Source organism: Streptomyces sp. NPDC007971 (assembly GCF_042958635.1).
GTDB lineage: Bacteria > Actinomycetota > Actinomycetes > Streptomycetales > Streptomycetaceae > Streptomyces.
In genome coordinates this window covers 49,295-64,112 of sequence record NZ_JBIBJK010000028.1, presented here as the reverse complement: position 1 = coordinate 64,112, position 14,818 = coordinate 49,295, and the positions used below count along the sequence as shown (strand labels likewise).

Sequence of the window (14,818 nt, the reverse complement as noted above, 5' to 3'; positions counted from 1 at the left end):
CGACGCACGGCGAACTCGACGGTCACCGGCCGGCCCCTCGAACCACCGACGCACGGCGAACCCCACCCCCATCAGCCAACCTCCCCCACCAGCCGACACACGGCGCACTCGGCCCTCGTCGGCGAGCCTCCCGGGGTGTCGACGCACGGCGGGCTCGGCGGTCACCGGCGGGGCTCCTCGAACAGGCGGCGTAGCGACGCCCCGCAGTAGAAGCCCTGGCAGCGGCCCGCGCGGGCCCGGGTGCGCCGGCGCAGGCCGTCCAGGGTGCGCGGCGGGACCGTACTGGCGAGGGCGTCGCGGATCTCGCCGCGGGAGACGCGCTCGCAGTGGCAGACGAGGGTGCCGTACTCCGGGTCGGCCGCGATGAGTTCGGGGCGCTGGTACGGGCGCGGGAAGGCCTCTCCGAGGTTGGGCATGCGCACGGGCTCCGGTTCCCGGACCGGCCCGAGGTCGAGCCCGGTGCCGGCCAGCAGCCGCACGACGTGTGCGGCGATGGCCATGGACGCGGTCAGACCGGTGGAGCGGATGCCGCCGACGGTGACGTACGCCTGGTCGGGGTGTGCGGTGATGCGGTAGTCCTCGTGCTCGGTGGCCGCGCGCAGCCCGGCGTAGACGGCGGTGACCTCCTCGTCCAGCAGGGCGGGCAGGACGCGGCGGCCCTTCTCCCGCAGCAGGGCGATGCCCTCGGCGGTGGAGCCGGTGGCCCGCTTGTCGTCCAGATCCTCGGCGGTGGGGCCGAGCAGGACGTTGCCGTGGACGGTGGGGGCGACCAGGACGCCCTTGCCGAGGGCGGTCGGGACGGGGAGCAGGATGTGCCTCACCAGGCGGCGGGCGAGCTTGTCGTGGACGAGGAGCTGGCCGCGGCGCGGGGTGACGGTGAAGTCCTCGTGGCCGAGGGCCCGGTCCAGGGTGTCGGCGTGCAGGCCTGCCGCGTTGACCAGATGGCGGGTGTGCAGGGTGCCCCGGGTCGTGGTCAGGCGATGGCCGTGCGGGCTCCGCCCGATGTCCCGCACCCGGGTGTTCAGATGCAGGCCGACGCCCGCGCGGACCGCCTGGGTGGCGTACGCCAGGGTCGTCGTCCAGGGGCAGATGATGCTCTCGCCGGGCACGTGGAGGGCGCCGAGCGCGCCGGGGCCGAGGTGCGGCTCGCGCGCGTACAGTCCGCCGGCGTCGAGGAGCCGGGTGTCCGGGCAGTCGTTGCGCCCGGCCTTCTCGGCCAGCCGTGGCAGGGCTGCCAGCTGGTCCTCGTCCCAGGCGACGAGCAGGGCGCCGACCTTCTCGACGGGGATGCCGGAGACGGCGGCGTAGGCGGCGAGCCGCCGGGAGCCGTCACGGACCAGCCGGGCCTCCAGGGAGCCCGGGGTCGCGTCGAATCCGGTGTGCAGGATGGCGGTGTTGGCCTTGGAGGTGCCCTGGCCGACGTCGTCCTGTGCCTCGACCAGGGCGATGCGCAGACGCGGGTGGCGGGCGAGTTCGCGGGCGACGGCGCAGCCGACGACGCCGGCGCCCACGACCGTCACGTCGTAGGGCTGCGCGGGCAGCGGCCCCTCGGCGGTGACCGTCATGAGCCGAGCAGCGCGGCGAGGGCGCTGCGGAAGCGGGCGAGGCGTTCGGCGGCCCGGTCGGCCGGGATGCGGGGTTCGTACACGGCGGCGGGCTTCCAGTCGGGCAGGGCGTCCGGCAAGCCCAGCGCGGGATCCGCGCCGAGCCGGGCGAGGGCGGCGGCGCCCAGGGCGGTGGCGTCGGGCAGCGCGGAGACCTCGACGGGCCGTTGCAGCAGGTCGGCCTGGGTCTGCATGAGGAGCGCGGAGCGGGTCAGGCCGCCGTCGACGCGCAGCGCGTCGAGCGGGGTGCCGAGATCGGCCGCGGCCGCCTCCGCCAGCTCCACCACCTGGGCGGCGAGGCCCTCGCACAGGGCGCGCACCACGTGTCCCGGTCCGGTGTCGAGGCCGAGCCCGGTCAGCGAGCCGCGCACGTCGCCGCGCCACCAGGGGGCGGCCAGCCCGGCGAGGGCGGGGACGAAGGTGACCCCGCCGCTGTCGGGCACCAAGCCGCCGACCGGGTCGAGGTCCGAGGCCGAGGAGATGACGCCGAGGTCGGTGAGCCAGCGCACGGCGGAGGCGGCGGTGTAGACCTGCCCGTCGAGGCAGTAGCCGGTGTCTCCGGCGAGCTGCCAGGCGACGCAGCTGACCAGGCCGGAGGTGCCGCGCCGGGCTGTGCCGCCGGTGTGGGCGAGCAGGAACGCGCCCGTGCCGTAGGTGCACTTGGCGCCGCCGGGCCCGGTGATGCGCTGGGCGAGCAGGGCCGCCTGCTGGTCGACCACGAGGCCCGTGAGCGGGATGGCGGGGCCGAACGCCGCGGTGGTGCCCACCGGTTCGGCGTTGGCGACCACCCGCGGGAGCCGTTCGCCGGACAGCCCGTAGGTGTCGAGCGCCCACGGCGACCACTGCGCCCGGTCGAGGTCGAGGAGCTGGGTGCGGCCGGCGGTGGCCGCGTCGGTGACGAAGGCGCCGGTGAGGCGGTGGACCAGCCAGGCGTCGGAGGTGGTGACGACCCCCTCGCGGGTGAGGTGGCGGCGGATCCAGGCCATCTTGGGTGCGGCGAAGTACGGGTCCAGGGGAAGTCCGGTCAGCCGTCGCAACTCCTCGGCGTGCGGGGCGAGTTCGTCGCAGACGGTCGCGGCGCGCCGGTCCTGCCAGACGAGCGCGTCGGTGAGCGGCCGGCCGCTGCCCGGGTCCCAGGCGAGGACGGTCTCGCCCTGGTTGGCCAGGCCCATGGCCACGACGTCCTCGCCGGCCTCGGCGAGAGCGCGCCCGCCGGCGTCCAGGACCGAGGCGTACAGCTCGGAGGGATCGACCTCGACCCGTCCGCCGGGCAGGTGGCGGGGGCGTACGGCGGCGAACCCGGTGCCGAGCACACCGCGTTCGGGGCAGACCACCAGGGCCTTGGTGCCGGAGGTGCCCTGGTCGACGGCGAGCACCGGCCCCGTCATCGCACCCTCCCGCCCATGTGTCCGGTCCCTCGGAAGATCACCGCGCACAGCCTGCCGTCGGCCCGTGACCGGAGTCAAGCACCGCCGCCGGCTGCCGGGCCGGCCGCTCGGCGACGGCCCGGCCGGATGTCCGTGAAGGATTCAACTGTCCATGTGGACAGTTGAGTTGCCAACAATGGCAGGTCCCGAACCTCCGCCCCTATAGTGACCGCCGATCCCCCACGAGACCCCTCGGTCAAGGCCCAGAGGAGGGCTGTTGTTACCTCACCGCGCCACCCTGCCCGTCCACCCCCGGACCGGGGCGGGCAGCTGATGGCCAGAGGAGGACCCCGTCCTTCCTACGACCCCGCAGGTCACGACAACGCCCTGCGCTCCGCCCTGCAGGATCTGCGCACCGGCCGCTGGATGGCGATGCGCACCCTGCTCGCGGACACCTCCGGCTGGTGGCTGTGGACCCAGCGCACCCAGGTCCTCGCGGCCGCGGCGGCCGGCACCGACGTGGTGCGGGCCTGGCGCGCGGAGGAGCCGCACAGCGTGCCCGCCGCGGTGATGCACGCCCGGGTCGGCGTGGAGCGGGCCCTGCGGGCGCGGCGCGAACGGCACCGCCGCACGCATGAGTTGTGGATCGAGGCGTGGGACGCCACCCAGTCCGCCGCCGAGGCCGCCCCGAAGGACCCCGTGCCCTGGGTGTGCCTGCTGGCACTGGCCCAGCTCGATCCCGGGCAGCGCTGGGAGGAGCACCGGGCGGCGGCGCCGGAGCCGATGCTGCCGCCGGGCCCGTGGGGACTGCTCGCCGAGGCGTGCCGGCGCGACCCGCACAACCGCGAGGCCCACCACCGCATGCTCCAGTTCCTGTACGCGATCGCCACCTCGGACCGGCTCGCCGAGGCCGCGGGCTACGCCCAGTGGGCGGCCGCCTCGGCGCCCCCCGCCTCGGCGGTCCACCTGCTGCCGTTGTACGTACGGGTCGAGCGCTACCGGCGCGGCAGCGGACACGACGTGGCGCTCGACCTGCACTGGGTCGCCGAGGACGCGGCCCGGGAGGCACAGCGGGCGCTGCGCTCCTGGTTCGACCGGGCGCCGCGCGCCGAGCACTCCCTGCTGGACCTCAACCACCTGGCCCACGCCCTGTGGGGCGCCCACCGCTTCCCGGACGCGGCCCGGGTGTTCGACGCGATCGGCCCGTACGCCACTCCCCCGCCCTGGATGTACCGCACCCCGGACCGGACCCGTGCCGTGGAGGTCTTCGTGCAGGCCAGGGACCGCTGCCACACCGACGAGGACTCGGGCCCCGCCGGACACCCCCACCCCTGACGCCCCTCTCCCTTCCGCTTCCCTGGAGGTTTCCGCATGTCCCCCGCTCCAGATCCGTCGCACTCCCCCGGCCGGCCGCAGCACGACGAGGAGCAGCGGCTGCGCGAGCTGGGCTACCGCCCGGTGCTGGCCCGTCGTATGGACGGCTTCGGCAACTTCGCGATCAGTTTCTCGGTGATCTCGATCCTGTCCGGCTGCATGACGCTCTACGGCTTCGGCCTGGGCGCCGGCGGGCCCGCCGTGATGCTGTGGGGCTGGGCGGGCGTCGGCCTGTTCGTGCTGTGCGTCGGCCTCGCGCTCGCCGAGGTCACCAGCGCCTATCCGACCTCGGGCGCCCTGTACTACATGGCCGACCGGCTCGGCGGCCGGCGCTGGGGCTGGTACACGGGCTGGCTGAATCTGCTCGGTCTGCTCGGCGCGATCGCCGGCATCGACTACGGCGCCGCCCTGTTCACCGGCGCCTTCGCCAATCTCCAGTGGGGCTTCGAGCCGACCCCCGGCAGGACGATGCTGATCTTCTGCGCCATCCTGCTGCTGCACGGGGTGCTGAACCTGTTCGGCGTCCGTCTGGTCAGCCTGCTCAACGCGTTCAGCGTGTGGTGGCACCTGGCCGGTGTCGCCGTCATCGTCGGGGCTCTGACGTTCGTCCCGGACCACCACCGGTCGCCGTCCTTCGTCTTCACCAGGTTCGTCAACGACACCGGCTGGTCCAACCCGCTCTATGTGGCGGCGATCGGCCTGCTGCTCGCCCAGTACACGTTCTCCGGGTACGACGCCTCCGCCCACCTCTCCGAGGAGACCTCCAACGCCTCGGTGTCCGCGGCCCGCGGCATCGTACGGTCCATCTGGGTGTCGTGGATCGCGGGCTTCGTGCTGCTCGCCGGTCTCACCTTCGCCATCCAGGACTACGACGCCACGCGCACCACCGCCACCGGCGTGCCGCCCGCGCAGATCCTGCTCGACGGCCTCGGCACCGGCGGGGCCAGCGCACTGCTGCTCGTCGTGATCGTCGCCCAGCTGTTCTGCGGGAACGCGGAGGTCGCCGCGGCCAGCCGCATGGTCTTCGCGTTCAGCCGGGACGGCGCCCTGCCCGGCTCGCACCTGTGGCGCAAGGTCAGCAGCCGCACCCAGACCCCGGTCGCCGCGGTGTGGCTGTCGGTGATCGTCGCCGGTGTCCTCGCGCTGCCGTCCCTGTACTCGGCGACGGCGTACGGCGCGGTCACCGCCATCAACGTCATCGGTATCACGCCCGCCTACGCCATCCCGGTGCTGCTGCGGCTGCGCGCGGGCGACCGCTTCCGGCCGGGGCCCTGGAACCTGGGCCGGTGGAGCAGACCGGTCGGCTGGATCGCGGTGATCTGGGTGGCCTGCGTGACGGTGCTGTTCTGCCTGCCGCAGTCCTCGCCGGTCACCGTCGACACGATGAACTACGCGGCCGTCGCACTCGTCGTCGTCCTGGTCCTGGCCAGCGTCTGGTGGTACGTCGCCCGTCGTGCGTACGGCACGCCCACCACCACCGCCTACGGGGACGACCGCGACCAGGCCGAACTCGCGGAGGGCATCGTCTGAGACCGAGCGTCCGCGGCGCCGGTCCTGGTACGAACTGGCGTTCCGGATGCGGCAGGATGAGCGTTCGCGCCGGGCCGGGTACCCGGTCGGCGGCGCGAACGCACATTCCGCACATCGAGCAGGTGACAACGTGACGAGACTTCACAGCAGGCTCTCCGCAGCAACTTTCCGCCCCGGGGGTGAGGGGTGAACCGCGCACTGACCCTGGACGACTTCGTCCTCGCGGGTATCGCCCTGGCCGCGGGTCTGGTGCTGGCCTTCCTGTCCCGCATGCTGCTGCGCTGGCTCGCCAAGCACGCCAAGCGGACCAAGTGGAGCGGTGACGACGTCATCGTGGACGCGCTGCGCTCGGTCGTCCCGTGGGCGGCGATCGCGGGCGGCGCGGCGTCGGCCGCCGCGGTGCTGCCGCTGACCAGGACCGTCCAGCACCACGTCAACCAGATCCTCCAGGTGTGGCTGATCTTCGTGGTCACCCTGTCCGCGGCCCGGGTGATCGCGGGCCTGGTCCGCTCGGTCACCCAGAGCCGCTCGGGCGTCGCGGGCTCGGCCACCATCTTCGTCAACATCACCCGGGTGCTGGTCCTGGCGATCGGCTTCCTGGTGGTGCTGCAGACGCTCGGCATCTCCATAGCGCCGCTGCTCACCGCCCTCGGCGTCGGCGGTCTGGCGGTGGCCCTCGCCCTCCAGGACACGCTCGCCAACCTGTTCGCGGGCGTCCACATCCTCGCCTCCAAGACCGTCCAGCCGGGCGACTACATCCGGCTGAGCAGCGGCGAGGAGGGCTACGTCGTGGACATCAACTGGCGCCAGACGACGGTCCGCCAGCTGTCCAACAACCTGGTGGTCGTCCCCAACGGCCAGCTCGCCAAGACCAACATGACCAACTTCACCCGGCCCGAGCAGCGGCTGACGGTCCTGGTGCAGGTGGGCGTGAGCTACGACAGCGACCTGGACCACGTCGAGCGCGTCACGTCCGAGGTCATCGCGCAGACCATGACCGAGATCGCCGGCGCCGTCCCGGACCACGAGCCCGCCATCCGCTTCCACACCTTCGGCGACTCGCGCATCGGGTTCACGGTGATCCTCGGCGTCGGCGAGTTCAGCGACCAGTACCGGATCAAGCACGAGTTCATCAAGCGGCTGCACCGCCGCTACCGCGAGGAGGGCATCCACATCCCGGCCCCGGCCAGGACGGTGGCGCTGCAGCAGGGCTCGCTGGTGATCCCGCAGCAGCGCACCGGCGAGGACGTGCCGTCGCGGTCGTCGGTGGCCGACTAGCCGGCGCGGGGGCCGGCCCCCGCCCCTGCGGGTCAGCCCCCGCCGGTGTCGCAGCACGACCCGCGCCGCAGGCCGTGGGCGACATCGAGCCAGGTGGTGTCCCGGGGCGAAGGGTGGTCGCGGTCCCCGTGCACGGCGGTCAGATCGCTCTGCCGGTGCACGACGCCGGCGCGCACCACCAGGGGGGTGTCGACGAGCGTGGCGACATCGGTGAACGGATCGCCGTTCACCACGGTCAGATCGGCGAGCCTGCCCGCTTGGACGGTGCCGACGTCGCCGTCCAGGCCGAACAGGCGGGCCGGCACGGACGTGGCGCAGTGCAGGGCCTCGGCCACGCTGAACCCGTGGGCGTGCAGGGCGCGCAGGGCCAGATGCAGGGACAGGCCGACGGGGACCAGCGGGGCGTCGGTGCCGACCGCCAGCACGGCGCCCCGGGCGGTCAGCCGCCGGTAGTCGGCCATCTCCACGGCCAGGGCGTGGAGTTGAGGGGCGGTGGGCTCGGCCCTGGCGCGTGCGCGTACGGCGGCCACGTCCCACGGCGGCATGAGACGGCCCACCCGCGGATCGTCGGCCAGCCCGGGATCCGCGCCCAGGAGGACCTGTGCGGTGAACGGGGTGACGACCAGGGCGAAGGTGCCGTCGGCGTACTGCTGGACGAGGTCCTGGTGGATGTGCCCGAGCGGGGTCGTGGCGTGCCCGTGGGGCAGGCGCTGGGTGGCCTGCAGATGGGTCGTGAGGTCCTGGCCGGCCGCCCGGCCCGGCGAGCACAGGTGACTGCCGCAGGGCACGCCCATCCGGTGCGCGGCCTCGGCGGCCTGCGCCATGACCTCGCCCGGAGCACGGACATAGGTCTTCACGAAGTCGACGTCGAGGGCGGCGGCCCGCTGCAAGGTGCGGGTGACACCGGCGCGGGTGCGGTGGGCCCGGCCCATGCTGTAGGCGGTGCGGGAGCCGTCGATCAGCTCCGCGCAGGCGAGCTGACGCGGGCCCAGGCCGTGCCCGGTGGCGGCCGACTCGCGCAGCCGGACCGCCTCGTACAGTGGTCCGCCCAGGCAGACGGTGGTGGTGATGCCGTAGGCGAGCGCGGTCAGGCCCTGCCGGGCGCCGTAGACGGCGTTGTAGGGGTGGGTGTGGCTGTCGAACAGGCCGGGGACGATGGTCCGTCCGGAGGCGTCGACGGTGCGATGACCCGGGCGGCGCGTGCGGTGCGGCTCCACCGCGGTGATGCGGTCGCCGCTGACGAGGATGTCGACGTCGTGGCGGGGAGCGGCACCGGTGCCGTCCCACAGCTGCCCGGCGTGGATCCGCAGTTTCTCGCGGCGCGTCGCCGGGCGCGGGCGGACGGGCGGCCCGGCGGCGAGAGTGCGCGCGCCGCCGGGTGCGGAGCCGGGGGACATCAGGCGCAGCCGGCCGCAGGACAGGTACAGCAGCGTGTGCCCGTCACCGGACCAGCTGGGGTGGTCGGCCGGCTCGTCGGTGAGCTGCCGGGCGGGTCCCGTGGGGGTGCCGTCGGCACGGACGGGCAGCAGCCACAGGACCGACTCGGCGACCAGCGCCATCCAGCGGCCGTCGGGCGACCACACCGGTCCGGCGGCGACACGGTCGGACAGCGACTGGTGCGCGGCGGGCAGGTGGCGTTTCTCGGCGCCGGTGCGGGTGTCGACGACGCGGATGAGGTGATAGCCCTCGCGGAAGCGGTGGTTGAGCCGGTTGCGGTCGCAGAAGGCCAGGTAGCGGCCGTCCGGCGACCAGGTCGGGGCCCCGGGCGGCCCATCGGTGGCCAGCGGCCGGGCGATCACCCGCTCCTGGCCGCTCGCCACGTCCCGCAGCAGCAGGTTCCCCACGACGTCGTGGCAGGCCAGCCGGGAACCGTCCGGCGACAGGGCCGGGTGCAGGCGCCCGCCGCCGGCCAGCAGCCGGTCCTCGCCGTCCTCCAGGCCCAGCCGGTGCACGGCGGTCAGACCGTCACGGTCGGTGCAGTACAGCAGGCTCCGACCGTCGGGCGCCCAGGCGGGCATCTGGACGTAGTGGACCGGCTCGCCCTGCAGGAGTCTGCGCGGCGCGCCGTCGACCGGCAGCAGCCACAGCGCGTTCAGCGCGGCGAACGCCACCTGCCTCCCGTCCGGCGACAGGGCCGGCAGATGGATGCCGCGCACCGGGTCCTGGGCCGGGGAGCCCAGCGCCCGGGTCCTGGGCCGCCACCGGGGCCGGGGCACCGTCGTCCGGGCGGTGAACGGCACGTCCGTGACGGAGGGTTCGGCCAGGGTACGGACGCGGATGCGGCCGTCCGCGACGTACAGCAGCCGGTCCTCGTCCAGCCAGCACGGCGGGGCCGCCGCGAGGTCCTCGTCCGCCGTGACGACGTGCCCGTCGACCATCAGCGCCGCGCCCGTGGGCGGCTGGGACGACGAGTCGCCCGTCCCGGACAGGTGCAGGTAGGCGATCCGCCCGCCCGGGGAGACGGACGGGCACAGCAGGCGGCCCTCCGTCACCGTGCGCACCACCTGCGCCGGGCCGCCGGCGGCGGGCACCCGGACCAGACGGAGTCCGCCGTCGTTGCCGCCGCCCGGCCGGTGCGCGGCCCGGACACAGACCAGCGAGCGCCCGTCCGGCCACCACACCGCGTCGTAGTCCTCGAAGTCACCGCCGGTGAGCCGGTCCAGCCGGCCGCTGTCCGCCTCCAGGGTCCACAGGCCGAAGGAGCTGCCGGTTACGGCGTCGCCGCCGCGCTCGGACGAGAAGGCGATCCGTGTCCCGTCCGGTGACCAGGCCGCCCCGCGGTCGTCCCACGGCCCGTCGGTCAGCTGCCTCGGCTCCCCGCCGTCCGTCCGCATCGCCCACAGGTGGAAGGCGCCCCCTCGGTATCCGCACAGGGCGAGCCGCTCCCCGTCCGGCGACAGCGCCGGACGGGTCGCCTCCAGTGACCAGTGGGTGAGCTGCCGCGCCGTTCCGCCGTCGCGCGGGACGTGCCACAGGACGCCCTGCACCTCGGCGACCACCACCGAGCCGTCGCGGCAGGCGGTGACCGAGCCGCCGGTCGTCTCGTGATAGGTGAGGACGCGCTCCCCGGGACGAGCTGCTCGCCGACCGTCCACGGCGGCTGTGACGGCCGCGGCAGCGTTCGATGACGCGGCCCCGGCCACTCCGGCGGCCGAGGCCCCCAGAAAACCCCGGCGGCTGACGAAGCCCAAACCCATGCCCGCGCCCTTCCCTCCCACGGCGACACCCGGTCCGACCGGAGCAACGAGCGGCCGGGCGGTACGTGGCGGGATCGGGGATCGGAGACCGGAAGTTCGAAGATCACCGGGCGGGGATCAGCAAGCAGGTACCAGGTGACGGTGGTCAGGGGCCAGGGGTCAGGCAGCTGGAGGTGTCAGGGATCGGAGATCGGAGGCGAGGGATCGGTGAGCAGTGAGCGGGGTTCGTCCGGACGGGGCGATCCGGTGCGCCCGGACGGAGTCGAGCCGTCCGCTGCCCGCGGGCCCGTCGCCTGCTGCCGTGACGGGTGGCGGGCGGAGCCGGGCAGGGCTCCGCCCGCCACCGCCCGTCAGAGGGTGGCCGAGTTCTCGTGCCAGTGGCCGCTCCGGTGGCTGTGCGGGGCCGCGAGGGACGAGGCGACCGGGTTCACCGTCCAGTCGGGGTGGCCGGGCATGCGCGGGGTCTTCGTACCGTAGAGCCAGTCACGCAGGAAACCCGACTGGTCCTGGCCGGTGACGTGCGAGGCGACGGCTATGTAGTCGTCCGTCGATGCCGAGCCGCCCCGGAAGCGCTCCAGGAAGGTCCGCTCGACCGCGTGGAAGGCGTCCTCGCCGACCAGCTGCCAGAAGGCGTACAGGACGAGCACGCCGCCCAGGTAGCGCTGGCTGTCGAAGAGGTCGGCCGCGTCGGGTGCCGCCACCGGGCCCGAGTCGTGGCGCCACTGGTCGCCACGGGCGTAGGTGTCCTTCATCCGGGCCTCCATCGTGGTCAGGCCCAGCGAGTCGGCCCAGCCCCGCTCGTAGCGGTACAGCAGCCCGTAGAAGTCGGCGTGGCCCTCGTTCAGCCACAGGTCGGCCCAGGTGGCGGGGCTGACCAGGTTGCCGAAGTAGGAGTGGACCAGCTCGTGCATCATGTGCGAGCCGATCTTCTTCTCCTCCTGGAGGAGGAAGTTCGGCTTGTAGAGGGTGAGGGTCTGGGTCTCCAGGCCCGTGAAGTCGAAGGCGTTCGGGTCGTCGGAGTTGCACGGCAGCAGTCCGTACGTCTCGAACGGGAAGGCGCCCAGGCGGTCCTCCAGCCAGCTCACCAGGGCGGGCGTCAGCGAGAGGGCGGGCTCCAGGGCGGCGGCGCGGGCGGTGGGGACCACGTCGCGCAGGGCCAGGCCGTGCGGGCCCTGCCGGTCCTTGACCACGTAGTCGCCGACGGTGATCTGGACGAGTTCGGTGGCGATCGGCGCGAGCGAGCGGTACGAGTACGCCGTGCGGTCCCCGTCCACGGCCTCGACACCGGTGAGCAGGCCGTTCGCCACGCCGCGCAGCCCGTTCGGGACGGTGATGCGGAAGCTGAAGCCGGCCTTGTCCGAGGGGTGGTCGTTGCACGGGAAGACGGTGTGCGCGGAGTTCGGCTGGGGGCAGATCGCGAAGCCGTCCGGGGTGGGCACCCAGGCGGTGTGTGTCAGGGTGCGGCGCGGGTCGGCGGAGTACTCGACGCGGACCGTGACGGCACAGTCCTCCTCCAGCGCCCGCGCCGGGGTGATCCGCAGTTTCTCGTCGGCCTGCTCGAACGAGGCAGCGCAGCCGTCGGCCTCCACGGCCCGTATGTCCAGGCCGAGCGCGTCGAGGGAGAAACGGCTCAGCGCGCGGGTGGTGCGGAGCCTGAGGGTGGCGACGGCGTCCACGCGCCGGGCCGTGGCGTCGTAGGAGAGGTCGAGGTGGTAGGCACGGACCCGGTAGCCGTCGTTGCCGAGGGCCGGGAAGACGGGGTCGCCGAGGGTCTCCGGGCCGGGGCTCGGGTCCGGGTCCGTCGGGCGTGTGCGGGTGGCCGCCAGGGCCGGGGCCGTGCCCCCCGTGGCCAGGGCCGCCGCCGTACCGATCAGGGCGGCCGCCGGGGCCGTCACTCTGGTGCGATATCTCATGGTCCGCTTTCGCTCGGGCGGCCGGCTGGTCGGGTCCGGCCGCCGGTCAGTGGGCGATTCGCTTGTCATGACCACGAGATCCGGGGCAGGGTTGTACAAGATCCGGGACGGGGTTCTACAAGATCCGCGACTCGTCTGCACCCCGGTGGCACGTTTTCGAGCCAGGACCCCTGTCGAGCCGAACCCGCTCACGAGATATCTTGATGTCGAGCAATGTTGCAGACGTGGAGCGGAGCACCCGGTGACTGACTCGACCATCATCTACACCTACACAGACGAGGCCCCGGCCCTGGCGACGCATTCGTTCCTGCCGGTGATCCAGGCGTACGCCTCGCAGGCCGGTGTGCCCGTCACGACCCGTGACATCTCGCTGGCCGGGCGCATCATCGCCGTCTTCCCGGAGTACCTGAACGAGGACCAGCGCATCCCCGACGCGCTGTCCGAGCTGGGCGAACTGGCCAAGACCCCCTCGGCCAACATCATCAAGCTGCCGAACATCTCGGCGTCCATCCCGCAGCTGAAGGCCGCCGTCGCCGAGCTGCAGGGCAAGGGCTACGCACTGCCGGACTACCCGGACGACCCGAAGTCCGACGAGGAGCGCGACATCCGCGCCCGCTACGACAAGATCAAGGGTTCCGCCGTGAACCCGGTGCTGCGTGAGGGCAACTCCGACCGCCGCGCCCCTGCCTCGGTGAAGAACTACGCCAAGACCCACCCGCACCGCATGGGCGCCTGGACCACCGAGTCCCGGACCAATGTGGCGACCATGGGCCAGAACGACTTCCGCTCCACCGAGAAGTCCGTGGTGGTCTCCGAGGCCGGCAAGCTGCGGATCGAGCTGGTCGGCGAGGACGGCACCACCACCGTCCTGAAGGAGTCCGTACCGGTCCTCGCGGGCGAGGTCGTCGACGCCTCGGTGATGCACGCCGCGCAGCTGAACGAGTTCCTCGCCGCGCAGGTCGCCCGCGCCAAGCAGGACGGCGTCCTGTTCTCCGTGCACCTCAAGGCGACGATGATGAAGGTCTCCGACCCGATCATCTTCGGCCATGTGGTGCGCGTCTTCTTCCCGAAGACGTTCGCGCGGTACGGCGAGACGCTCGCCGCGGCCGGCCTGACCCCGAACGACGGTCTGGGCGGCATCCTCAAGGGCCTGGAGAACCTGCCCGAGGGCGCCGAGATCAAGGCGTCCTTCGACGCGGAGCTGGCCGAGGGCCCGGCCCTCGCCATGGTCGACTCCGACAAGGGCATCACCAACCTGCACGTCCCCTCGGACGTCATCGTCGACGCCTCGATGCCGGCGATGATCCGCACCTCCGGTCACATGTGGGGCCCGGACGGCCAGGAGGCCGACACCCTCGCCGTCATCCCGGACTCCTCCTACGCCGGTGTCTACCAGGCCGTCATCGACGACTGCCGGGCCAACGGCGCCTACGACCCGTCCACCATGGGCTCGGTGCCGAACGTCGGCCTGATGGCGCAGAAGGCCGAGGAGTACGGCTCCCACGACAAGACCTTCGAGATCGCGGCCGCGGGCACGGTCCGCCTGGTCGACGAGGCCGGAAACGTCCTCATCGAGCAGCCGGTCGGCGCCGGCGACATCTTCCGCGCCTGCCAGACCAAGGACGCCCCGATCCGCGACTGGGTCAAGCTGGCCGTCACGCGCGCCCGCGCCACCGGCGACCCGGCCGTGTTCTGGCTGGACGAGGGCCGCGCCCACGACGCCAACCTGATCGCGAAGGTCCGCCAGTACCTTCCGGAGCACGACACCGAGGGCCTGGACATCAAGATCCTGTCCCCGGTCGAGGCGACCAAGCTGTCGGTGGAGCGCATCCGCCGCGGCGAGAACACGATCTCGGTCACCGGCAACGTCCTGCGCGACTACCTGACCGACCTGTTCCCGATCCTGGAGCTGGGCACCAGCGCCAAGATGCTGTCGGTCGTCCCGCTGATGGCGGGCGGCGGCCTGTTCGAGACGGGCGCCGGCGGCTCCGCGCCGAAGCACGTCCAGCAGCTGGTCAAGGAGAACTACCTGCGCTGGGACTCGCTCGGCGAGTTCTTCGCGCTCGTCCCCTCCTTCGAGCAGTACGCGACGGCCACCGGCAACACCCGTGCCAAGGTCCTCGCCGACACCCTCGACCGCGCCACGGCGACCTTCCTCAACGAGGACAAGTCCCCGACCCGTCGCCTCGGCGGCATCGACAACCGCGGAAGCCACTTCTACCTGTCCCTGTACTGGGCGCAGGAGCTGGCGAAGCAGACCGACGACGCCGACCTGGCCAAGGCCTTCGCCCCGTTCGCCGAGACCCTCGCGGCGAACGAGCAGAAGATCGTCGACGAGCTGATCGCCGTCCAGGGCTCCGCGGCCGACATCGGCGGCTACTACCAGGTGGAGAAGGCCAAGGCGGACGCGATCATGCGCCCGTCGGCCACCTGGAACGAGACCCTCGCGTCCCTGATCTGACGCTGACGCCTGCGTCTGCGGCGCGCGAGCCGCAGCCGTGAGCAGGACTGCGCCCCGGCCGGTACACCCGGCCGGGGCGCAGCCATGTCCGGGC

The 14,818-nt window shown here is 73.2% G+C and carries 8 protein-coding genes; 4 read left to right on the top strand and 4 right to left on the bottom strand.

Annotation, left to right across the window (positions count from 1 at the left end):
• Positions 1 to 161: 161 nt before the first annotated feature.
• Together ACFZCP_RS40395 and ACFZCP_RS40390 are read right to left on the bottom strand one after the other, a co-directional pair.
• On the bottom strand, positions 162 to 1,565 hold the full coding sequence (locus ACFZCP_RS40395) for an FAD-dependent oxidoreductase (RefSeq protein WP_391440242.1): 1,404 nt from the start codon (positions 1,563 to 1,565) through the stop codon (positions 162 to 164).
• Complete coding sequence (locus ACFZCP_RS40390; RefSeq protein ID WP_391440236.1) at positions 1,562 to 2,992, bottom strand: FGGY family carbohydrate kinase; 1,431 nt, start codon at positions 2,990 to 2,992, stop codon at positions 1,562 to 1,564. The genes ACFZCP_RS40395 and ACFZCP_RS40390 overlap by 4 nt, the downstream gene beginning before the upstream one ends.
• Positions 2,993 to 3,304: 312 nt before the next feature.
• Here ACFZCP_RS40390 and ACFZCP_RS40385 point away from each other — a divergent pair, with 312 nt between their 5' ends.
• The 3 genes from ACFZCP_RS40385 to ACFZCP_RS40375 all read left to right on the top strand — a co-directional run bounded on the left by ACFZCP_RS40385 (position 3,305) and on the right by ACFZCP_RS40375 (position 7,153).
• Positions 3,305 to 4,306 (top strand): hypothetical protein, encoded by a 1,002-nt coding sequence (locus ACFZCP_RS40385; protein WP_391440232.1) that lies wholly within the window; start codon positions 3,305 to 3,307, stop codon positions 4,304 to 4,306.
• Between the two features lie 36 nt (positions 4,307 to 4,342).
• Positions 4,343 to 5,875 carry an amino acid permease gene (locus ACFZCP_RS40380; RefSeq protein WP_391440228.1) on the top strand — a complete coding sequence of 511 codons (1,533 nt, stop codon included), beginning with the start codon at positions 4,343 to 4,345 and terminating at the stop codon, positions 5,873 to 5,875.
• Between the two features lie 186 nt (positions 5,876 to 6,061).
• Positions 6,062 to 7,153, top strand: coding sequence for a mechanosensitive ion channel domain-containing protein (locus ACFZCP_RS40375; RefSeq protein WP_391440223.1), 1,092 nt, complete (start codon positions 6,062 to 6,064; stop codon positions 7,151 to 7,153).
• A gap of 32 nt (positions 7,154 to 7,185) precedes the next feature.
• Here ACFZCP_RS40375 and ACFZCP_RS40370 read toward each other — a convergent pair whose 3' ends face one another.
• Entirely contained in the window at positions 7,186 to 10,350 is a 3,165-nt protein-coding gene (locus tag ACFZCP_RS40370; RefSeq protein ID WP_391440216.1) for an amidohydrolase family protein, read from the bottom strand.
• A gap of 350 nt (positions 10,351 to 10,700) precedes the next feature.
• A complete protein-coding gene (locus tag ACFZCP_RS40365) occupies positions 10,701 to 12,263 on the bottom strand; it encodes a M1 family aminopeptidase (RefSeq protein ID WP_391440209.1) in 1,563 nt (520 codons plus the stop codon).
• Positions 12,264 to 12,504: 241 nt separating this feature from the next.
• On the opposite strand from ACFZCP_RS40365, the gene ACFZCP_RS40360 reads away from it, so the two are divergent.
• Entirely contained in the window at positions 12,505 to 14,724 is a 2,220-nt protein-coding gene (locus ACFZCP_RS40360; RefSeq protein WP_391440203.1) for an NADP-dependent isocitrate dehydrogenase, read from the top strand.
• Positions 14,725 to 14,818: the final 94 nt, after the last annotated feature.